The 22851-nt window shown below is 44.2% G+C and carries 19 protein-coding genes; 13 read left to right on the top strand and 6 right to left on the bottom strand.

Going from position 1 to position 22851, the window contains the following annotated elements; genetic code table 11:
• Positions 1 to 144: 144 nt before the first annotated feature.
• The 7 genes from V144x_RS25285 (at position 145) to V144x_RS25255 (ending at position 6108) form a co-directional block, all read left to right on the top strand.
• Positions 145 to 1152: a PstS family phosphate ABC transporter substrate-binding protein gene (locus V144x_RS25285; RefSeq protein WP_144989483.1), complete on the top strand. Its 1008-nt coding sequence runs from the start codon at positions 145 to 147 to the stop codon at positions 1150 to 1152.
• Positions 1149 to 2144: a phosphate ABC transporter permease subunit PstC gene (gene pstC / locus V144x_RS25280; protein ID WP_232098920.1), complete on the top strand. Its 996-nt coding sequence runs from the start codon at positions 1149 to 1151 to the stop codon at positions 2142 to 2144. The genes V144x_RS25285 and pstC overlap by 4 nt, the downstream gene beginning before the upstream one ends.
• Complete coding sequence (pstA, locus tag V144x_RS25275) at positions 2141 to 3019, top strand: phosphate ABC transporter permease PstA (RefSeq protein ID WP_144989481.1); 879 nt, start codon at positions 2141 to 2143, stop codon at positions 3017 to 3019. The genes pstC and pstA overlap by 4 nt, the downstream gene beginning before the upstream one ends.
• A 206-nt stretch (positions 3020 to 3225) precedes the next feature.
• Positions 3226 to 4008 (top strand): phosphate ABC transporter ATP-binding protein PstB, encoded by a 783-nt coding sequence (gene pstB / locus V144x_RS25270; protein ID WP_144991149.1) that lies wholly within the window; start codon positions 3226 to 3228, stop codon positions 4006 to 4008.
• A gap of 3 nt (positions 4009 to 4011) precedes the next feature.
• On the top strand, positions 4012 to 4683 hold the full coding sequence (phoU, locus tag V144x_RS25265) for a phosphate signaling complex protein PhoU (RefSeq protein ID WP_144989479.1): 672 nt from the start codon (positions 4012 to 4014) through the stop codon (positions 4681 to 4683).
• Positions 4684 to 4718: 35 nt separating this feature from the next.
• A complete protein-coding gene (locus tag V144x_RS25260) occupies positions 4719 to 5432 on the top strand; it encodes a response regulator (protein WP_144989477.1) in 714 nt (237 codons plus the stop codon).
• 388 nt (positions 5433 to 5820) lie between these two features.
• A complete protein-coding gene (locus V144x_RS25255) occupies positions 5821 to 6108 on the top strand; it encodes a (2Fe-2S)-binding protein (protein ID WP_144989475.1) in 288 nt (95 codons plus the stop codon).
• Between the two features lie 7 nt (positions 6109 to 6115).
• Here the strand turns inward: V144x_RS25255 and bfr are convergent, their stop codons facing one another.
• From bfr to V144x_RS25240, 3 genes are all read right to left on the bottom strand, one after another.
• Positions 6116 to 6586 (bottom strand): bacterioferritin, encoded by a 471-nt coding sequence (gene bfr, locus V144x_RS25250; protein WP_144989473.1) that lies wholly within the window; start codon positions 6584 to 6586, stop codon positions 6116 to 6118.
• 229 nt (positions 6587 to 6815) lie between these two features.
• The gene (locus tag V144x_RS25245; RefSeq protein WP_232102638.1) at positions 6816 to 7574 is read right to left on the bottom strand and encodes a 3-keto-disaccharide hydrolase; all 759 of its coding nucleotides are present in this window, start codon (positions 7572 to 7574) and stop codon (positions 6816 to 6818) included.
• Positions 7575 to 7882: 308 nt separating this feature from the next.
• Positions 7883 to 8107 carry a hypothetical protein gene (locus V144x_RS25240; protein WP_144989471.1) on the bottom strand — a complete coding sequence of 75 codons (225 nt, stop codon included), beginning with the start codon at positions 8105 to 8107 and terminating at the stop codon, positions 7883 to 7885.
• 643 nt (positions 8108 to 8750) lie between these two features.
• Here V144x_RS25240 and V144x_RS25235 point away from each other — a divergent pair.
• Positions 8751 to 8948 carry a cold-shock protein gene (locus tag V144x_RS25235; RefSeq protein WP_144989469.1) on the top strand — a complete coding sequence of 66 codons (198 nt, stop codon included), beginning with the start codon at positions 8751 to 8753 and terminating at the stop codon, positions 8946 to 8948.
• Positions 8949 to 8958: 10 nt separating this feature from the next.
• Here the strand turns inward: V144x_RS25235 and V144x_RS25230 are convergent, their stop codons facing one another.
• Complete coding sequence (locus tag V144x_RS25230; RefSeq protein WP_144989467.1) at positions 8959 to 9831, bottom strand: fumarylacetoacetate hydrolase family protein; 873 nt, start codon at positions 9829 to 9831, stop codon at positions 8959 to 8961.
• A gap of 287 nt (positions 9832 to 10118) precedes the next feature.
• Here V144x_RS25230 and purM point away from each other — a divergent pair, with 287 nt between their 5' ends.
• The 3 genes from purM (at position 10119) to V144x_RS28955 (ending at position 13540) form a co-directional block, all read left to right on the top strand.
• On the top strand, positions 10119 to 11195 hold the full coding sequence (gene purM / locus V144x_RS25225; protein ID WP_144989465.1) for a phosphoribosylformylglycinamidine cyclo-ligase: 1077 nt from the start codon (positions 10119 to 10121) through the stop codon (positions 11193 to 11195).
• Between the two features lie 473 nt (positions 11196 to 11668).
• Entirely contained in the window at positions 11669 to 12187 is a 519-nt protein-coding gene (locus V144x_RS25220) for a PAS domain-containing protein (RefSeq protein ID WP_144989463.1), read from the top strand.
• A gap of 108 nt (positions 12188 to 12295) precedes the next feature.
• Positions 12296 to 13540 carry a methyl-accepting chemotaxis protein gene (locus tag V144x_RS28955; RefSeq protein ID WP_144989461.1) on the top strand — a complete coding sequence of 415 codons (1245 nt, stop codon included), beginning with the start codon at positions 12296 to 12298 and terminating at the stop codon, positions 13538 to 13540.
• A gap of 9 nt (positions 13541 to 13549) precedes the next feature.
• Here V144x_RS28955 and V144x_RS25210 read toward each other — a convergent pair whose 3' ends face one another.
• Together V144x_RS25210 and V144x_RS25205 are read right to left on the bottom strand one after the other, a co-directional pair.
• The gene (locus V144x_RS25210; RefSeq protein ID WP_144989459.1) at positions 13550 to 14782 is read right to left on the bottom strand and encodes an acyltransferase family protein; all 1233 of its coding nucleotides are present in this window, start codon (positions 14780 to 14782) and stop codon (positions 13550 to 13552) included.
• Between the two features lie 210 nt (positions 14783 to 14992).
• On the bottom strand, positions 14993 to 16156 hold the full coding sequence (locus V144x_RS25205; protein ID WP_144989457.1) for a XylR family transcriptional regulator: 1164 nt from the start codon (positions 16154 to 16156) through the stop codon (positions 14993 to 14995).
• Positions 16157 to 16418: 262 nt separating this feature from the next.
• On the opposite strand from V144x_RS25205, the gene V144x_RS25200 reads away from it, so the two are divergent.
• A complete protein-coding gene (locus V144x_RS25200; RefSeq protein WP_144989455.1) occupies positions 16419 to 17534 on the top strand; it encodes a Gfo/Idh/MocA family protein in 1116 nt (371 codons plus the stop codon).
• Between the two features lie 74 nt (positions 17535 to 17608).
• Positions 17609 to 22834, top strand: coding sequence for a PVC-type heme-binding CxxCH protein (locus V144x_RS25195; protein ID WP_144989453.1), 5226 nt, complete (start codon positions 17609 to 17611; stop codon positions 22832 to 22834).
• Positions 22835 to 22851 lie beyond the last annotated feature (17 nt).

Raw genomic sequence — 22851 nt, 5'->3', positions numbered from 1 at the left:
CTTAACAATTAATGGGTATGGTAGCCAGCATCTGAAAAAGGTGTTTTGGCATTGGGTCGCTCTGATCTGGTTTCTTAAAAGCCCTCAATCAACTCAAATTTCAAACTTGTTTATTAACGTACCAAATTGGGAGAGACACGCGAAATGATCACAACAAATATAGGGAAAGTATTGGGACTGCTCTGCTTGGCGGTTAGTGTTTCCCTGGTTGGGGCTGGCTGTAATGGGAAAAGTGAGACTGGAACAGAACCCGCTGCAAAAAAAGCCGGTACTGAAACTGATCCTGCCGGTGGTACAGGTGAAGCACTCTCTGGTAGTGTAAAAATTGACGGTTCCAGTACTGTGTACCCCATTAGTGAAGCGGTCGCTGAAGAGTTCCGTAATGTGCATCCCAAAGTGCGTCCGATTGTTGGTATTTCGGGTACCGGTGGCGGGATGAAAAAGTTTATCGCCGGCGAAATCGACATCTGTGATGCCTCACGTGGAATGAAAGAAAAAGAAGCTGCCGCCTGTAAAGAAAAAGGGATTGAATTTATAGAACTCTCTGTCGCATTCGATGGTTTGGCTGTGATTGCAAATCCTAAGAATACCTGGTGTGACTGCTTGACAGTTGGCCAACTTAAGGAATTATGGCGACCTGAAAGCGGAGTCAAGCAGTGGAAAGACCTTGATCCCAAATGGCCTGCAAAAGATATTAAGCTATATGGGCCAGGTACTGATTCCGGTACTTTTGATTACTTTACTGAAGCAATCGTAGGCGAAGAAAAAGCGAGTCGTGCAGATTATACCGCTAGCGAAGATGATAACGTCCTGGTGACTGGAGTTCAGTCAGATGAAAATGCTCTAGGTTATTTTGGATACGCTTATTACGAAGAGAACAAAGACAAACTGAAATTATTAGCCGTGGATGGTGGTAAAGGTTGCACAAAGCCCTCTTTGGAAACGGTGCGTGATAACTCTTACGCTCCTCTTTCTCGCCCTTTGTTTATCTATGTTCGAAAGTCTGCTTTAGAACGACCTGAAGTTGTAGCATTCGTGAAATTTTATCTTGAAAACGCAGCGCAACTTGCCAAAGAAGTAGGGTATGTGCCTGTATCAGATGAAGTTGCCAAGGCAAACCAAGATGCCCTTAAGGGAGCATTGTCTAAGTGACAGAAAAACGTTCCAACGAAGAACAACCAATAGAGATGGAACTCAGCGAGGTCGCTGCAATCAAGCTACCTCGCTCTACTTCTTTAGAAAGCGCTGGCGGTTTATGGGGTCGCCTGCGTCCTTTCTATGAAGGTTTCATTCATTTCAGCCTATTTGTTTGCGCCAGTGTCTCTGTGCTGGTGACCGTAGGTATTGTAGTTGTCTTATTATATGAATCGGTTCAATTTTTCTTTGATGTGTCGATTATTGAATTTTTGACTGGAACGAAATGGACGCCTCTCTTAAAGCCCCAACATTTTGGAATTTTACCTTTATTGTGTGGGACGATGTTGGTTGCCGGTGGAGCAGCAATTGTTGCTGTACCGATTGGCTTGGGAACCGCCATCTATCTCAGTGAATATGCGTCTCCCCGTTTTCGTGATATCGTCAAGCCACTTTTAGAAGTTCTCGCAGGTATTCCTTCTGTTGTTTACGGATATTTGGCGATTGTCTTTGTTTCACCAATCATACGCTACTTGTTTCCCAGTGCCGGGGTCTTTAATGCTGCTAGCGCCTGTATTGTTGTAGGTATAATGATTTTGCCTATGATCATTTCTCTAAGTGAAGACATTTTGCAGTCTGTTCCCTTATCGCTGCGAGGTGCTGCATTTGCTTTGGGGGCTAACAAGTTTGAAGTGACTGTGCGTGTGGTTGTCCCTGCTGCTTTGTCTGGAATCATTGCCAGTTTTCTATTAGCAATTTCACGTGCGATTGGAGAAACAATGGCTGTGACTTTGGCTGCCGGAGCAACTCCTAAACTGACGTTAAACCCTTTGGAAAGTATCCAGACGATGACTGCTTATATCGTACAAGTCAGTCTGGGAGATACCCCTACGGGAACGGTTGAATATCGGACCATTTTTGCCGTGGGGTTAATGTTGTTTATCACCACAATGACGATGAATATTATGGCTCAATACATTCTCTCCCGTGTAGGGGAAAAATACGAATGAGTACAAAACTGGATATCTACACAACCAAACGTCGTGGCCGGATCGTTAACTTTTTATTCACTTCGATCTGCTTTCTGGCAACGATTACCTGTGTGCTCATGTTGTTGGTATTGATATGGAATATCATTATCCAGGGGAAGGGTTGGTTGAGCTGGGACTTTATCGAACGGCTTCCCTCTCGTTTTCCTCAGAAAGCGGGGATTAAGACTGCTTTATATGGAAGTATCTGGCTGATCAGTCTGATTGCTTTGTTTTCTGTTCCTCTGGGAGTGGGGGCAGCAGTTTATCTTGAAGAATATGCTTCCAAAAGTCGCTGGCGAAAATTAATTCAATTGAATATTTCTAATCTGGCAGGTGTGCCTTCTATTGTCTATGGAATTCTCGGACTGGGTTTGTTTGTACGGGCCCTGGCTTTTGAACGGAGTATTCTCTCTGGAGCGTTGACTCTGACACTGGTTGTTCTACCGATTATCATTATGGCTTCTCAGGAAGCATTAAGGGCAGTACCAGATTCAATTCGTCGCTCTGCTTACGCTTTAGGGGCCACACGTTGGCAAACAGTCTGGTATCAGGTTTTACCGGCTTCTCTACCGGGAATTATGACCGGCGTCATTTTGTCACTTTCTCGTGCCTTAGGCGAGGCAGCACCTTTACTTATAGTAGGAGCGGCGGCTTACGTGCCATTCGTACCTGAAAAACTTTCAGATGAATTTACAGCGCTACCGATACAAATATTCAATTGGTCAGCCAGGCCACAAGAAGATTTTCATCACCTTGCTGCTGCAGGGATCCTGGTGCTTCTCATAGTTTTAGTCAGCATGAATGCTGTGGCAATTTTTGTCCGCCACAAATATGGGAAAAAGATTCGCTGGTAATGCTTTGAGTTTTTAATAGTAGTAATAAATTCGAAAAATGTTCGACATATATTTGATGGCAAACATCTATAATTGGACTCAGCAAGGATTTTCAATCCATGGCTTCTACACCTTCGGTTAAAAAAATTATGCAACCATCCGAAAAGGCGACATCTGGTTATTCCTCGGCTCCAATGGTCCGTCCTTCAATACCAGAAGGAAAGAGTATGCGGACTGCCGATGAATTAGCGCAGGCCACTGAAAAAATCAGTGTGCGCGATTTGTCATTTTATTATTCGGACAACCGTGCTTTAACAGACATTTCGCTTTCCATTCCCGAACGTTGTGTCACCGCATTTATTGGTCCTTCTGGTTGCGGTAAGTCAACATTTTTGCGGTGTCTCAATCGTATGAATGATATGATTGAAGGAACGCGGGTCGAGGGAAAAATACTGTTGGAAGGACAGGATATTTACTCATCCAAAACTGATATTGTTACTTTGCGAAAGCGAATTGGAATGGTGTTTCAGAAGTCAACGCCTTTTCCCAAGTCGATCTTTGATAATGTTTCCTTCGGGCCTAAAATTGCAGGTATCAAGAAGAAGAAAGATTTATACGAAATTGTAGAACGGTCATTACAGCGGTCGGCCCTCTGGGACGAAGTGAAAGACCGTTTAAGTGAATCAGCTCTGAATTTATCTGGTGGACAACAGCAGCGATTATGTATTGCTCGTGCTTTAGCGAATGATCCAGACATCTTGTTAATGGATGAGCCGGCATCTGCTTTAGATCCTGCCTCCACAGCTCGCATTGAAGATTTGATTTTTGAACTAAAAGAACAATATACGATTGTAATTGTGACGCATAATATGCAACAGGCAGCACGGGTTTCAGATCAGGCTGCGTTTTTCTATCAAGGTTTGTTGGTGGAATCTGGAGCGACGGAAGAGCTTTTTACAAACCCCAAAAAGCAGCAAACCGAAGACTATATTACTGGCAGGTTTGGATAAACCATGACGAAACACTTACAGCGTGACATGGAATCGCTTGAAAGGGAGATCATCACCCAATCTTCGCTTGTGGAAGAAATGATCTCTAAGGCAAGCCGCGCACTATTTGAGGTACAAGTTGATCTGGCGAATGAAGTCATTGAAAAAGAGCATGCCATCAACGAAAGTGAAGTCAAAATTGAAGAAGACTGCTTGAAAATATTGGCGCTTCATCAACCTGTGGCTGTCGATTTGCGCGAAACAGCTACTGTGCTTAAAATCAACAATGATCTGGAGCGGATCGCAGACTTAGCTGTGAATATTGCAGAACGTACTATCGGGCTCTCGCATTATCCAAATTTTCGCATTCCTCCTGCACTTGAGCCAATGACAAAAGTGACCGTTTCCATGCTTCGTGATGCAATTGATGCGTTTATCGATTTTGATACAGATAAAGCACGCGATGTTTGTAAACGAGATGATATCGTTGATGAGTATAATCGGGAAATTATCAATGAGATTTATGTGTTGATGCAATCCGATTCTGAAATCATCAAGCCGGCATTACATTTTTTCTCTTCAGCTCGCCACATCGAACGTATTGCCGACCATACTACTAATATTGCCGAAGATGTGATTTATTTAACGGAAGGCGAAATTATTCGCCATCGTCACAAAGAAACATTTTCTACCTGATTCGTTTTAACTTATAAGTGGTGAAACAAAAAGATATGTCAAAGAAACGCATTCTTGTAATTGAAGATGATCGTTCTCTCTCTGAAGTTCTCGCATATAACCTGCGACAGGAGAAATATGATGCTGTTGTTGCCTTGGATGGAATGGATGGGCTTCGACAGGCACAACTCAAAACGCCGGATTTGATTATCTTGGACTTGATGCTTCCGCAAATGGATGGCTTGGAGGTTTGCCGTAGATTACGTTCCGACCCAGTAACCAGTAATGTGTTGATTCTCATGCTAACTGCAAAGTCAGAAGAAACAGATCAGGTTGTTGGTTTTACACTGGGGGCAGATGACTATGTTCCCAAGCCATTCAGCGTAAAGATTCTGCTGGAGCGAATTAAAGCTTTGCTCAGGCGTCGCGAAAGCAATGGAGAAGCATCTGATACGATTGTGAGCCAAGGTGTCATGATTGATCGGCGGCGGCATCGAGTCATGATTGACGACGTACCGATTTCTCTGACGCGGAGTGAATTTGAATTACTGGAAGCACTCGTCAGGCAACCAGGGCGTGTTTTCTCACGAGCTGAGTTAATTGACGCAGCCTTAGGTGATGATGCGTTGGTTTTGGAACGGACAATCGATGTTCATATCCGTGCATTGCGTCAAAAATTAGATAAACATTCCGAACTCATCGAGACCGTCCGTGGTGTAGGCTACCGATTCCGAGACCCCGATACGGCTTTCAAAAAGCAGACAACATAAACCTCTCATTCAAGCTTCGGCATGCTTTATGGACCGACTGGATTCGCTGTGGGCTCTACTCTGTGTGTACCTAAGCGGTTTACGTGATTATTCCGTATTTGCGATGTCTGCCTTTTCTTTCGATAGGTACTTTTTGTGCGCTGTTTCAGATGGTAAAACCCTCCGAAGACAAAAAATCTTTTTTCAATGTAGTTGACAGCTTTGCAAAAACCGATATACTAATCCTAGTTGAGACTGAGTCTCATACTCTACTTGCCACAAGGTCAAACCTAAAAACAGGGTTATAGAGTCGCCTGCCTACATAACCCTTTGGTAACCAAGAGATAAACCTAAAATCAAAAAAGCGTTTGTTACACAAAGTGCCACAAACGCCTGGGTATTAAGTGATATGTCAATCGTTACAGAGAGCAAGTTCAAACAATCTTCAGTAAAACAGATCAAGGAATCTGTACCACGTCAGCGATTACTCTGTCATTGCCTCAAAGTTACACATGAAGTTGTCCGTCAGTGTATCACTGATACCAGTGCGGAATCTGTGCATGAGGTGATGCGTGGCTGTGGTGCAGGAAAAGGCTGCACTGCCTGTCATTGCCGGATTAAAGATTTGCTTGCTGGTTCATGCGATGATTGCGGCCAATCTAAACGACGCTGCCTCTGCACCGTTCAGGCTGGTTGAATCTCACTTATTCTCTGATCTGCTCTGCCAGGTAGTTCTGAAGCCCGACCTGCTTGATCAATTCAAGCTGTGACTCACACCAGTCAATGCTTTCTTCAGATTCAACAACCATCTGGTCCATCAATTCACGGCTGCCAGCATCTTTTTCCTGGTGGCAAAGCTCGATAGCTTCGTTATAGGTGGCAACGCCTTTTGTTTCCAGTTCCAGGCTGTTTTGAATTTGTTCTTCCACATTTTGCCCAACGCGGATCACATCGTAACGTGCTATTTCAGGAACGCCATCCAAATAAAGAATTCTGTCAATGACTTGATCGGCATGTTTCATTTCTTCAATTGATTCATCATAGAAATGCTTGGCCAACTTGTCGAAGCCCCAGTCTTTACACATCTTTGATGAGATAAAATACAAATTGATTGCCGTCAATTCGATTGTTAATCCACTGTTTAAGGCATCGATGATTTTCTGGCTACCCTTCATTGGTACTACTTTCTTTCGTTTTTTTGTAATGCTGGTATTTATATTTCAAAGGTTCGAGCAGAGTTGATTCGTTTTGCTGACCTGAAATAGTATTCGTAAATCAGCATGCTTCTTCCAGACTGAAGTTGATCAAAATCAGCTATTTCTGAGTATTGAAACGAGATCTCCACTCTATTCACCAATCAGGCAGGTCTTAACTGATACCGATTCTCAATCGCAGGCAGAATGGTTATGGCTTGAGCTTTAAAAGTTCTACTTTGCGAAATTCAATTGGGTGGCTTTCGGACTGAAGCGAAATCGTTCCTTTTTCCAGCATGATTGGTGCCCCATTCTGAATGAGCTTTTGGGCATCTGCATCTTTTTTGTCTAACTGAGGCTTTGTGTATGAAAGCACAGTTTTGCCATTCACCCGATGATTGATGATTTCATTTCCGCGCACTTCGACTTCCACTGTGACCCATTGATCCCCGTGGTAGGTTTGAGAATGAGAGCTCGTACAATGTGGCTTAAACAACTTGTCGTTCATTACAACGTGCGTACCTGGAGTGCACAGATTAGCCGTCGGGCGTTTCCCAGTCCCTTTGCCTCCGAGTAATTGAACTTCAATGGAAACGGGGAAACGCTGGTCTTTGGTCATGGTTTCTGGTGTCTGTCCATGAACCATGATCCCGCTATTACGAAATGCCCAGCCAGGTCCACCTTTGGATTGCTCTCCTGTGAAACGATATTCAACACGGATGATATAATGAGAAAATGGATCTTTGTAAAAAAGATGGCCAAATTTTTCTGCGAACTCATCATATTGATCATAGGAGACTTTCAGTAAGCCATCTTCCACACGAAACGTATTCCCGAAGTTTTCATTCAAATCATAGCCGCGAATCTTCACATTCCAGCCATCAAGGTTTTTCCCATTGAATAACGGAATCCATTCTTCCTGTGTCTTCGTTTCTTCTGCTGGTATGGTTGTCGGAAGGCAAGTGCTCAAACATAAACACCAACAAAATATAAGAAAGGATAATGATTTCACGAATGGTTTCCTTTAACATCAAAGATGGATTTCAGGGGTGAAAGATAATTTCACAGAAAGGGAAGAACATCGTAATGCTCACAGGGGGTCTCATGCTCATTATAATCCGTAGCCTGGGAAATAGCACGGTTTTGTGAGTGAACTTTCTGGAATTCGATGGGAAGCACTATCGCTTGGATTATTAATCTAACAAAAAACGCCCGTTTTCCGAAACGGGCGTTTTTTAGTGAATTCTCTTCGTCACCAGATCGCTGGTGATTGGAAGCTTAGCTACCAGATTCTTCTTTTTTGGGCTCTTCACCACCTTCTGGTACTTCAGCTCCAGCACCACCGGTTGTCGAGCCAGCTTCTGCAGGGGCATCTGCGGCGGGCGTATCAGCTGCAGGTTTGTCAGCTGAGTTAGAAGCAGGTTTGCCGCATCCGACGGTCCATGCTGAAATACTTACAGTAACGAGCACAGCGCAAAGCCGACCCCATTTTGTGAAAGACATTGTATTGTCCCTTCTGAATTGTTGTTAAAAAACTAAGTCAAGCGTTTCCTGCTTTTAAAAACAGGCAAAGGTCTAGAAGCATTAAAAAATGAGACTCACCAGATTTCAAGAGTCATAAAGTATTTAAAGTCAGAATTCATTTTGAAAATAGTAAACGAATGGGCTTTTTCACTTTAACATGAGTGATTTCACTACATCTTTTCTTATGATTATGGAAAATAAGTGGTTTAAGGTGTTTAAATTGGCTAAAAAAATAGTTGATTGTGGAGTGCCAAAAAGTATAGTAAAGGTCAAGCATAAATCTCTAAAAACAAGGGATTTATGGAAGAATTAGTGTAGATGGGATATTTAGAATTCTCAAAATTTTTATGAGAAACTTCCATATAACAGTTTGCTAATTCGATTCGGGTTTGTCACACTAATTTCAGATTGAGGAATTTAGCTTTTTCAAAATATTCTTTTTGTTGAGCCAGTTCGTTATCCCAATCATTTTCATTATTCTTGTGTTCTAATACGCTATGCGTATTTTTTAGTGTGTCATCATTTGAATTTCTAACTGACTTCAAGTGATGATCAGTTACAGAGTGACAATAAACTCCGTTTTATTGTCGAGAGACTTTTAAGATTAGAGGATGGGCTTCACATGGCCACAGGAACAATCAAAAAAATTACTGAAAAAGGGTTTGGTTTCATTAACGATGGCCAGCAGGACATCTTTTTTCATCTTTCATCACTGGATGGTGTCACATTCGATCAGCTTGTAGAAGGTCAAACTGTTGAGTTTGAAACTGAAAAGAGCGATCGCGGTTTGCGTGCAGTTCGAGTATCTACTTCCGAGTAGGCATTACATTTCAATTCCACGTCTCAACGGGATTGTGTAATATTCCTAGCCCCGGTATTTCAATAACGGCTTGGTCTCCAGGCTGAAGGTATACAGGGGGCTTACGGGCCATTCCAACTCCAGGAGGCGTACCGGTGAAGATAATATCGCCCGGTTCGAGTGTCAGGAACTGAGACACGAATTGGATTACCTCTTCCACGGTAAAGATAAATTTATCGGTATTGGAGTTTTGCATTACCTCTCCATTAAGTGTCAATTTAATGGAGAGACTGTTTGCATTTTGGATTTCATCTGCCGTTACGAGGTAAGGGCCAGTCGGGGCAAATGTGTCTGCTGTTTTCCCCAACAGCCACTGTCCGCCCGGTCGTCCTATTTGCCAGTCGCGCGCTGAAACATCATGGCCGTTCATATAGCCGGCGATGTATTGTGACGCATCCGTCTTACTCACATTACGGCACGTTTTACCTATCACAACTACGAGTTCCGCTTCATAATCGACCTCTTTGGCAATTTCTGGAATACGAATTGGCTGGTGAGGTCCGATCACTGAACTGGAAAATTTGCTGAAACAAACTGGTTCGTCAGGAAATGGCATTCCGGTTTCTTCTGCATGGTCCCGGTAGTTTAAACCAATGCAAAGTACTTTTCCTGGACTCGGAATTGGTGCCAGTAGGGTCCCTGAGATCTGTTTTCGGGCCTGTTCAGCCTGTAACGCCGCTTGTCTGGCACGATCCAATCCATCTTCTAATGAAAGTATTCCTTTAAGAGAACGCGGGAGACTTTCATCAATGGCACGAATATCAAAGAATGTCAGTTCGTTGGCTCGGTCCATTACCGAAACGACAGTTACCCCTTGTTCCGTTTGTAGAGTTGCCAACTTCATACAGGCTTTCTCCTCATATCAATCATATGCGTGAAACACAATTAGACTCGGTTGGATTGCAGAAATCTTATTCTGAGAACCTCAATCCAAGTAGTGAACGTCAGGATCATATCAAAGAGTTTTAGAAGAATCTGCATCAGAAAAGGTTTTCCCTGTCTGGCTGTCAAATAACTGATAGGTAAGATTTTCATCTGATCTATGGATTGCTATGCTGGAGGAAATCAAATGCCTCTGCTGGAAAGAGGCGAAGTTTAAAAACATTTCCTGGTTCATTTCTGGATGACATCATGACTAAAGCGACTTATAAAGATGCTGGCGTTGACCTGGATCTCTATCAGAAAGCAATGTCTTCCATTCATCCAATGCTTGCCAAGACACATCTTGCACAAAAATCACGTGTGATGGATTTGCCCGGTGGATTTGCAGGCTTGTTTCGTCTGAATAATCCGGAATCAGGAAAGGCGGGACGCAATTATCAAGATCCTGTCTTAGTGTCTGGAACCGATGGTGTCGGAACGAAAATCAAAGTTGCACTTGAAGCGGAAATTTATAACACCATTGGAATCGATCTGGTTGCGATGTGTGTGAATGATTGTCTCTGTCTGGGGGCAGAGCCTTTGTTTTTCCTGGATTATATTGCACTAGGTAAAGATGATCCTGAAAGACTGGTCGAACTGATGGATGGCGTCACTAAAGGATGCGTCCTTTCCAAAGCAGCCCTGTTAGGCGGGGAAACTGCGATCATGCCTGATTTGTATGATGATGGCGATTTTGATATGGCCGGTTTTTGTGTGGGAGTGGTTGAACGCAACCTGATACTGGATGGCCATGCGATTCAAGCAGGAGACGTAGTGCTTGGTCTGGAATCGAGTGGTTTTCACTCAAATGGTTATAGCCTGATTCGCAAAGTCGTATTTGAGATAGCAGGTATGGGGATCAATGATCCAATTGAAGAGCTGAATCAACGCACTGTCGCTAACTTGTTGTTGGAACCGACACGCATTTATGTCTCCGCCATTGATTCGGTCGCTCAAGATTATCCGGATCAGATTGTCTTCAGTGGTTTAGCACACATTACTGGTGGAGGGTTGGTAGAAAATGTCGAACGCATTTTACCAGCAAATCGACGAGTCGAGATGAAAAAGTCGGCTTGGGAAGTACCAGATTCTTTCAAGTGGCTGCAATCTTTAGGCGGCATTGATGAAGAAGAAATGTTCCGGGTTTTCAATATGGGTATTGGTATGGTCGCCATCGTGCGTGCAGAACATGCCAGCGCTGTTCAGGAAAAGTTGCAGGCCAGTCAATTCCCAGTACACGTGCTAGGTAAAGTGACTGAAGGCGAAAAAGTAGTGACACTCGACTGATCTCAGCTTGTTTGTAGAGTTACAATTTAGGCTCGCGCTCTCCATGTTTTTAAAGCACTTACTGATGTGCGGTGCGATAAGCTCAACTTCGCATCTTTTGTTCAATTATCTGAGCACAGAACAGGCCAGACCTCTGAATTCATAATTTGCTTTCAAATGGGTAACATCGCTTAAGTCATCATTCGTGCAGATTAATCTGGATTTGATCGTGGTTCTCGATTCTCTGTTTTATTTGCTAAACTGGTCTTCTTTTCAGATATTCTGATCTTTAAATCAGCCTAAACCTTAAAAGTAGGTTTTTTAAATATAAATCACGTAGAATATATTCTTTTTTATTGTTCTAAAACCTTGTTCTGGTTCGAAAATGAATAATGACTCCGGTGTCCGATATGTGGACATTTGGACCAATCTTTGGTTGATGTTATGTTCTTCTGACTCAGTCAATTCTGAATTTCAATCAGGAATCGAGATTAATGGAACGCCCTGCCCCTACAGGTTTTGAGAGGACATTTGCAGACGACGATATCATTGTCAGCAAAACGGATCTGAAAGGTCTCATAACCTACGCGAATCACACTTTTATGGAGGTCTCGGGTTATACAGAAGCTGAGTTACTGGGAAAACCTCACAACCTGATTCGGCATCCCGATATGCCCCGCTGTGTGTTTAAGTTACTTTGGGACACACTTGAAGCAGGAAATGAAATCTTTGCCTACGTCATTAATCTTTGTAAAAACGGAGATCACTATTGGGTACTCGCGCATGTGACACCCAGCTTTGACGACTTGGGAAATATCATTGGTTACCATTCCAGCCGTCGCGTTCCTGAGCCTGCGGCCATTTCAAAAGTCAAAACTCTTTATCAATCTCTCAAACACATTGAAGATTCCGCATCGAATTGGCGTGTTGGCATGCAGCATGCAACGGACTCTTTGCTTGCTCAGTTAGAAGAGGCAGGAATTGAATACGATGAATATGTCTTCGCACTTTGAGAATATGTTATTTTAATCAGTTCAAGTGAGGTAGTTGAACCGATGAACCGAATTGCTATTGTGATGAACAAAACAGACCAATTCTGTTTGATTTAACAGAGGTGACAGATGTTAAAACTGGATACTCCAGAACTGAATTCCGATGCCGGTAATATGGCACTATCCGTCTCGGGAGATGAGAGAGCAGAACTGGAACAATACAGACACTGGATTAAAAATTTAGCGGATGTTTGTGAATCTGCTTCGCAGGGAAATTTGGAAGCACGTTTGCTGCATGTTGATGTTGATGGTGATTTGGAACGCGCAATCCGTTCGATTAATGGGCTGCTCGATTATACCGATGCATTTGTAAGAGAATCAAAAGCATCTCTCACAGCATCTGCAAATGGTAAATTTTTCCGAAAGGTCCTTTTGAGAGGTATGCGGGGAAGTTTCAAACAGGCTTCTGAGGTGATTAACTCTGCCGGTGATAAAATGAAGCATCAGGCAGAAGAGATCGAACAGGCTGGTGTCAGGCGACTGGAGATGGCAGACGCTTTTGAGAAGGAAGTTCAAGGGATATCGACGATCGTTTCAGCCGCAGCAACACAATTACATGCGACCGTTCAATCATTGAAAGAGGTCACGGAAAGAGCGAGCCAGGAAACAACAGATGCAGTAGAATCTGTAAATCAAACCAGCCAAAATGTAAATGTCGTCGCAGAATCTACCGTCCAGTTGAATCACTCGATTCAGGAGATTGATTCCAGAGTCAAAGAATCGACAGAAGTAGTGCAACAAGCGGTCAACGAAAGTGAGCATGCGAAAGAGTTCATGTCGGGTTTGGTGGAAGCAACTGGTGGCATTGGTTCAGCAGCAAAAATGATTGCTGATATTGCCAAACAAACCAACTTATTGGCGTTGAATGCCACCATCGAAGCAGCACGTGCAGGCGAAGCAGGCGCTGGTTTTGCTGTTGTAGCATCGGAGGTCAAAGTCCTTGCTCAAGATACTGCAAAAGCAACCGATCATATCACAGATCAGATTCGTCATATTCAGGGAATTGTTGATGACGCGGTTTCGAATATTTCGACGGTCAGTAGCACAATTCGAAAAGTAGATGAAATCAGTGACTCAATTTCCACTTCGATTTCAGAGCAAAGTCAAGTCATTTCTACAATTCATCAAAACGTAGAAAATGCTGCAGAGAAGACGGCTCAAACAACTGATAGTATCCAGAATGTTTCAGCAACTGCAGACGAAACAAGCCATTCGACTCGAGATCTATTGTGTGCGGCCAACGATATTTCACAACAGTCCGAAAGCTTAAACAGCGCAGTCAATCAATTTCTGGCCACCATTCGTTCTAACTGAGAGAAACTTTCATAGTTTCAAATGGATTTCGTTTTTCTCCAGATGACGAACGATAAGCCAGGTGATCCAGAAGAACAGAACAAAACTGCCCCAGGCGTACCAGGCAGGAGAGTCTTTCGTAGCAAATGGTTTGACCGCTTCCATTACAAGATCATGCAGAATGTAAGCGACTAATGCATTGGTGCCTAGTGTTCTGAATAGAGACAATTCCCAGCCTCGCCGATCACAGGCCAGATGGAACAGCAGATACACAAACAATGACAAACCCGCTGCAAAGAACAGATATGAGAGCGTACCCGCGCGCTGACTCATCATCCAGTAGTTCCACTTTCTCTGCTCCTGTCCGGGTGGTTTGACGAAGGGAGGCTCAGCCAGATAAGCAGTGATTGGATTTCCTTGTTTGGCTTTGAATTGCGCTTTGTCTGGAACTACTGGGTGTGTTGCCAGCTTCTGCTTTTGAAAAACAGGGTTTGCTTGTTCTGCCAGGGGAACATCATAGAAACGGGTACCGCACGAGATGATCCAGCCCAATAGCATTAACACGATTGACCAGAACAAAATTGGTTTCACGCGCGGCAAATCTTTGGCTTCAACAACCCAGTCGCACGCTAATGTACCAATGATTGCTGGGATGGTCCAGGTTAGAAAACCTAGTGGTCCCCCATCGATTCCGTTTGGTGGAGAATTAACCCACGTGAAGTAGAAGTAATAGGAAAGGACGAGATGTGCCGCGGCAGAGAAGATCATGTATGCGATTCTGACGGATGCCCGCGCTCGAATGACAGGCACGATCCAGAGTGAGGTTACTGCGATATGCATCAGCGTTTGAAACCAGGTTCGCTTCAAAGGGCCTGCGATTGCGCCCCAGATTCCGATTGATTGCAGCTCGGTCCAAGTTTTGGCAATGGGAGAGACTCGGTAAATAATCAGTGATACCAATACCAGCCCGAGTAATCGCCTTACAACCCGCATATATGCAGAGAATGCTCCTTCTGTTCTCACTCGTCTCCCGAATGTCAGTCGAAACGCAAAGCCGACTGCAAACAGGAAGTGAGGCATAATAGTGTCAGCATAGCTGCAGTACGTATTGTGGTGTTTCAATACTACCGGACAAACAACAAAAAATCCCATATAGTTCACCAGGAACATACCAGCAATTGTGTAGCCGCGAAATTGATCCAATGAAATGATACGCTTGTTTGAACTAGAAGACGTCGTTTGGGTAGTGGCTGTGTTCGCCATACTGTTTGAACTTTTTCAGAAGAGTTAAAGGAAAAAGTGAAGGAGATATTGTTAGTCTCTGTTAATTAATATACGAGTTGATGCTGGAAATGAAACGTGACTGCGTGAATTCTGTTAGATATTCAACGTATTTCAAAGAGCAACTGAGCGAGCTTCAATGTTTATAATCAATCGAGTGATGAACTTGTGGCCTGATTTGGTGTTTCAAAGTTACTTTTCTTGTGCTTTCTGATTACGACGATACATTCCTGGGGTAATGTCAGTCTGTTTTTTGAATGCCACATTCAGATACTCGGGATGTTGAAATCCGGTTCTTTCTGCGATTTTGATCAATGACAAATCGGTCTCTTCTAAAAGTTGCTTGACTCGGTCGAGTCTAATACGCATGATTTCTTCGTGAGGCGATCGGCCAATCATTTTTTGAAAGCGGCTTTCCAGTACACGGCGGGAAAGAGGAATTGATTTAAGAACATCTTGCACATTGATACCATCACAGGCATGATGACGAATGAACCGAACGGCATCGGAAATGAACTTATCGTCAATGGCTTGAATATCCGTGGATTGTCGTGTCGCAATACCCAATGGTTTAATCAAATGTGCTTCTGAAGAAACGATATGACCGGAAATCATCTGATCTAGCAAAGCCGCAGCTTCATAGCCAGTTTGATGTGTATTCGGAATGATACTGGAAAGCGGAGGCTCTGAAAGGTTACAGAGAATCTCATCATTATCCACGCCGAGAATGGCAACTTCTTCCGGGACAGAAACATTGATCGTGCGACACACATCGAGTAGCTGTTGCGCTTTGATATCGTAACATGCCATCACCCCCACTGGTTTGGGGAGTTGAAGAATCCATTCAGAGAGCCGCTGCTGTTCTCGTTCCCAGGGAATCGCTTTTTGGCGCCTTGTTGACTGAGGATAGACGTGGCAGTCAAAACCTGCATTATTGATCGATTGGTGAAAATGTTCTTCCCGCCAGCAAGACCAGTTGAAACGATGATCGCCACAAAAGGCATAGTGTTGAAAGCCCCGTTCGATCAAATGTTGTGCAGCCAGAGTCGCAATCGCATGATCATCAGTTTCAACCCAGGGAAGTGAAGGTGCCAAACGGGCAGCGCTCACATCGACAGCGGGCACGCTACTTTTGACAACTGCATCAGCAATTTTACTATTTTCAATCCTGGCAATAATCCCATCACCGTGCCAACTGTTGAGCCAGTTAGCGGGAACGTTACCTCTTCCATGCTCAGGAAGGTAAATCGACCAGGGATGATGTTCATGGATGTAAGACATAATCCCACGTAATAACCCCCGAGCATAAGAATTCGAAGATTCAATCAGTAAGGCAATTGAGGGGCGTTGTTTCATTTTCGATCAGCATCAAAGGTTTGTTTACGTAAATGTAATATTATTAAGGTGTTTAAGCAGCTCACTCAAGTAGAATCGCTTAATCATACTGTAAATATAGAATATCGTGAGTTTTTGTCTGGTGAAATATCACAATTTATTATGCGCAAGATCACATGGTGCCTGGTTGGCTACCTTTTAAAATAAATTGTTACATATTCATTGTGTTGGGCCATGAGATAGCAGCAAACATTGGGGAAACTAGCAGCGTAGAAGGAATGTCATGAGTCAGAAGAAAATCAATATCGCAATTGTAGGCCTTGGTTTTGGCGCGGAATTTATCCCAATCTACCAGGCACATCCTAACGCAAATATGTATGCTATTTGTCAACGGTCAGAAGAACATTTGAACGAGATTGGTGATCGCTTTGAGATTGAGAAGCGTTATACCTCTTATGATGAATTGCTGGCTGACCCAGATGTAGATGCCGTTCATATCAACACACCAATTCCCGACCATGCGCCACAGTCAATCAAAGCGTTGAAAGCTGGTAAGCATGTTGCATGCACAGTGCCTATGGCGACCACAGTTGCTGAGTGCGAGCAAATTGTCAACACAGTGAATGAAACAGGCCTAAAATATATGATGATGGAAACGGTGGTTTACAGCAGAGAGTTTCTATTCATCAAGGAGATGTATGACAAAGGTGAGTTGGGCAAGATTCAGTACATGCAGGCCAGTCATCCGCAAGATATGGAGGGGTGGCCCGAATATTGGGAACGGATGATTCCCATGCATTATGCCACACATGTGGTGAGTCCTGTGTTAGGAATGGTCAATGGTCGCGCCGAGTATGTAAGCTGTTTCGGTTCGGGAACTGTGAATGATGAAATTGCTGAGAAGTCGGGTAACCGATTTGCCGTTGAGACGTGTCATATTAAAATCAAAGATTCCGACATCGCAGCCCATATCTGGCGATTCTTGTTTGATACGGCACGTCAATATCGAGAATCTGTTGACGTGTATGGTACAAAAAAATCATTTGAATGGCCTTTAATTGAGGGAGAAAATCCGGTTTTACATACGGCGAAGCAGCCAGAACCAGAAATTCCCGAGCGTGTAGAAGTGCCCGATTACGCGCATCTGTTACCGGAGGAAATTCAAGTATTTACCCGTGCGATTCATGATGAGGAGCATCTTTCATTCTTACAGGGAGCAGGTCATGGTGGTTCGCATCCACATCTGGTAAATGCGTTTCTCAAATCCCTGGTTGAAGATTGTGAACCCTGGCCGAATGCACCGCTGTCTGCAAACTGGACCAGTGTTGGTATTTTAGCGCATGAATCAGCGTTGGCGGGAGGTGAAATCAAAAAACTGCCTGCCTTCACTTTAGAATAAACCAGTAACTGAATTACGATTTTTTAATCAATATTATATCGTCGAAATAAAACCGATTTCCGAGGGAAAAGATTATGGCTCGAAACTCCCTGCTTTTGATACTTGTGATGTTGGCATCTCCACTCCTGGCTGCTGAAGATTTCACGATTCATCAGTTTGAGCGTTTACAATTGGGGAAAGATTTCTATGCAGAGGGTGCCACTTTCGGTGATATCAATGGTGATGGCCATCAGGATCTGATTTCGGGGCCGTATTGGTATCAAGGCCCTGATTTCAAAACGAAGCACGAATATTACCCGGTAAAAGAATGGAATATCAAAGGGTATTCGGACAATTTTTTTGCTTTTGTACACGACGTCAATAAAGACAACTGGCTGGATATTGTGATTATCGGTTTTCCTGGTAAGGAAGCGTTCTGGTATGCCAATCCACAGAACAAACCTGGACACTGGAAAAAATATTTAGCACATCCAGCCGTCGATAATGAATCACCGACCTATATTGACATCACCGGTGATGGCGAACCAGAGTTGGTCTTTCATACAGGAGGGCAGCTAGGTTTTGCGGGGCCAGGTAAAGATCCGACACAACCCTGGCAATTTCATGCCATCTCTCCCAACTTGAAATACGGTCGATTTACTCACGGTTTGGGTGTGGGAGATGTCAACAGTGATGGAAAGCTGGACATCCTTGAAAAAAATGGTTGGTGGGAACAACCGGCTGATGTCAGTAAACCTGGATTTTGGACACGTCATTCTTTCAGATTTACAGGTCCGGGAGGCGCCCAGATGTATGTCTACGATGTAGACGGGGACGGGGATCAGGATGTCATTACCAGTAAAGCTGCACACGCTTATGGCTTATCCTGGTTTGAGAATGTGAAACAGAACGGGGAAATCACATTTGTTGAACATCAAATCATGGGCAGCAGACCCGAAGAGAATAAATATGGTGTGGTCTTCTCTCAGTTACACGCTGTTGCACTGGAAGATATGGATGGCGATGGCATTAAAGATATCATCACAGGTAAACGCTATTGGGCGCATCAGGGGCATGACCCCGGTGCCAGACAACCGTCTGTGAATTACTGGTTCAAAACCGTACGCACAAAAAAAGGTGTTGATTTTCTGCCTTATCAAATCAACGATCAATCGGGGGTAGGGACACAGGTTGTGGTTGGTGATGTAACAGGGGATAAGCTACCTGATGTGGTGGTTGGTAATAAGTCTGGAATATACCTTCTCGTTCACAAAAAGGTGAAGGTGGGAAAGGAAGCCTGGAACAAGGCACAGCCGAAACCGTATGTCCCCAAAAAAGTTTCCTTGAAAAATGAACTGAAGCCAGGTGAGTTTTTTGCGACGAATGCTAAAGGCAAACGTGTCAATGTCGACTTTGAATCAGGGAATCTGAAAGACTGGACTTCCGAGGGTGAAGCTTTTCGACGGCAACCTGCAAAGGGAGACACAGTCTATTCTCGTCGTAATGACATGCGGAGTAATCATCAGGGGCAGTTCTGGGTGGGAACATATGAGTTTCTGGGAGACAAGCCTGTCGGAACGTTAACGTCGGCATCAATTAAAGTAACTCAACCTTTCGCTTCGTTTTACGTGGGTGGTGGCGCGCATGAATCTACGCGTGTGGAAATTGTGGATCAAGCAACGAATAAAGTGATCGCTAAAGCCAGCGGACGCAACCATGAGCGAATGCATCAGCAACTTGTCGATCTTTCCAAATATCAAGGCAAAGAAATTTTGATTCGCCTTGTCGATCAACACCGTGGTGGCTGGGGGCATATAAACTTCGACCACTTTCGTTTTCATGATAAGAAGCCAGCAGCGTTAACTGCGATCAATAGTAGTGCTCCCCCTAAAAAACATGCACAAAAATACGATGGCTTGCCCGGGGCCAAGGCAGCAGAAGTAATGACAGTACCAGAAGGGTTTTCGGTTTCATTGATTGCCGCCGAGCCTGATGTGCAACAACCGATCGCGATGACCATCGATGATCGTGGACGTTTATGGGTCGCGGAATCCTATGCTTATCCCAGCAAACAACCTGAGGGTAAAGGGAAAGATCGGATTTTAATTTTTGAAGATAAAGACGCAGATGGAAAATTTGAATCTCGCAAAATTTTCAAGGATAAATTGAATCTGGTCAGTGGGATGGAAGTCGGTTTTGGAGGTGTGTGGGTAGGGCAGGCTCCGTATCTCTTATTCATTCCCGATAAAAACGGTGATGATGTACCAGACGCCGAACCTCAGGTTTTACTGGATGGTTGGCACTATGAAGATACACATGAAACATTAAATTCATTTATCTGGGGACCCGATGGCTGGCTCTATGGTTGTCATGGTGTGTTTACACACTCTCGCGTTGGCAAGCCAGGAACACCTGACAAAGATCGTCAACCGATCAACGCTGGCATCTGGCGCTATCATCCGACACGGCACGAATTTGAAGTCTTTGCACACGGTACCAGCAATCCCTGGGGGGTTGACTTTAATGATCATGGACAATGTTTTTTGACTTGCTGCGTGATTCCTCACCTGTTTCATATCGTACAAAATGCACGCTATCGCAGGCAGGCCGGACGACATTTTAATAATTATACCTACAATGATATTAAAACTATCGCTAAACACCGGCACTGGACCGGCGGCCAATGGAATCAGTCTGATCGAGTTGCATCGGATTTAGTAGGGGGGGGACATGCTCATGCAGGAGCGATGATTTACTTAGGTGGAAGTTGGCCGAAAAAGTACCGTAACCAATTGTTTATGAATAACATTCACGGTGCCCGACTCAACCAGGATGTGCTGACTCGGTCTGGGTCGGGCTATACCGGAAATTATGCCCCTGATTTTTTGCTCGCCAATGATCGCTCCTCACAGATTCTCTACCTGCGATATGGGCCAGACGGGCAGGTTTATTTTATTGACTGGTATGATACAAACCAATGTCACCATCGCGAATTTCAGAAGCATGATCGTTCCAACGGACGAATCTTTCGTGTTGCGTATCAGAATGCCAAACCAGTCAAGGTTGATCTGCAAAAATTATCCAGCGACGAATTGGTTAAACTGCAATTGCACAAAAATGACTGGTATGTCAGACAATCTCGTAGAATTCTACAAGAGCGAGGTCCAGACCCAGAAGTTCACGCCCAACTGGCGGAGATCGCGTATAAACATGAAGACGTGACTCGACGTTTACGTGGGTTGTGGGCGTTGCATGTCACAGGAGGTCTCTCGGAATCAAAAATCATGCAAGCTCTGAATGATCCGAGTGAATTTATGAGGGGTTGGGCAATACAGCTGGCACTTGAAACAGGAATCCCTTCTGCGAAACTATTGTCAAAGTTGGCTGAATTAGCGGTTCAAGATCCTTCGCCTGTAGTTCGATTGTATCTGGGGTCAGCCGCGAATCGGTTACTCTTGGGTCAACGCTGGGAGATTCTTACTGGCCTCGTCAGCCATGCAGAAGATCAAAGCGATCATAACCTTCCGTTACTTTACTGGTATGCGGTCGAACCATTGGCCACACATAACATGCACCGCTCGTTTGAACTGGCGAAAAAATCTAAAATTCCGTTGATCGAATCGTATACATTACGTCGCATTGCTGACATCGGTAGTGAGGAAGCGGTTGCCTTTTTAGTGCAACAACTGGGGCAGGCAAAGACAGCAGAACGTCAAAAAGTTTTCTTGGATTCAATCAATAAAGCACTGCGTGGGCGTCGTAAATTTCCGATGCCCGAGCCTTGGACTTTCGTGGGGAAGAAGTTAATTACCAGCAAGGATCCGATGGTAAAATCATATACATTGGCTCTGGCAGTCACTTTTGGTGACCCTCAGGCAATGCAAACGCTGCGCGAGATTCTCGTTGACCGGAAACATGAAATGTCGGGTAGAAAATCTGCGATGTCTTCCTTGTTGGGCGTACAGGATCTTAAATTGGTTCCGATTTTGATCACGTTACTCGACGAAAAAAACTTACGCCGCGAAGCGTTACGAGGTTTAGCAGAATATGCCGACGGAGAAATCGCTCCAGCGATTTTGAAGCGTTATTCGCAGTTTGATCCGAATGAAAAACGAGACGCACTCAACACGCTGGCGAGTCGAGCTGATTCTGCTCATCAATTGATGGCTGCGGTTGAAGTAAAACAGATTTCTTCCAAAGACCTTTCAGCTGAAATTGTACGTCAGCTGGGTAACTTGAAAGATAAAAGTCTCAATGAAAGAATCGGCAAGGTCTGGGGAATTGTTCGTGAGACGGCGGCTGATAAGAAGAAATTGATCGCCAGTTATAAAAATATGCTTTCTCGAAGTCGACCTAAAACGGACTTACATTTGGGAAGGGCAGTGTTTGCGAAGACCTGTCAGCAATGTCATAAGCTATTTGGAACAGGAGCAATCATTGGTCCAGAGTTAACAGGTTCCAACCGTGCAAATTTGGATTACCTGTTGTCAAATGTTATCGATCCCAGTGCTGTCATGGCGAAGGACTACCAGCCTGTCGTGATTGTAACTGAGTCCGGACGAATCGTGACCGGGATCATTAAGAAAGAAAATAAGAATGCAGTGACTGTGGCAACAGCCAATGAAACAGTCATCATCCCTCGCGATGAAATTGATGAGATGGGACTGAGTGATAAATCGATGATGCCTGACAACTTATGGAAGCAATTGAATAGCCATGAAATTCGATCATTGGTCGCTTATCTGGCCAGTTCAAAACAGGTTCCCATGAAAGCGACGAATGACAATTTGAAATTGTTTTTCAATGGGCAGGATCTGACAGGTTGGACTGGTAACAGCCAACTCTGGTCTGTTGAGAATGGTGAAATTGTGGGACGTTCACCGGGGATCAAGCGGAATGAGTTCCTGGTGAGTGATTTACTCGTGGGTGACTTTGAGCTGAAAGCCAAAGTCAAACTATCGCCTGATACAGGCAACAGTGGAATTCAATTTCGTAGTTCTCTTCAGCCTAATGGTCATGTGAAAGGATATCAGGCAGATATCGGTAAAGGTTGGTGGGGTAAACTATATGAAGAACATGGTCGTGGCCTCTTGTTTAAAGAGTCGGGCGAGGAATTTGTTCGTGAGAATGAATGGAACGAGTATCGAATCGTGGCCGTTGGTTCGCAAGTTCAGACCTATATCAACGGAAATCTATGCACAGATTTAAATGATACCAAAGGAGCAAAATCAGGAATCATTGCCTTTCAGATTCACTCTGGTGGGCCAATGGAAGTGCGCTTTAAAGATCTCGAATTGCGCTTGGGGCCTGTTGCCGATTAAACGATTGTGTTCCCGCA

Source organism: Gimesia aquarii (assembly GCF_007748195.1).
In the GTDB taxonomy this organism is placed as follows: domain Bacteria; phylum Planctomycetota; class Planctomycetia; order Planctomycetales; family Planctomycetaceae; genus Gimesia; species Gimesia aquarii.
Note: the sequence above shows the minus strand (reverse complement) of the source record. Positions and strands in the feature narration are given on the sequence as shown.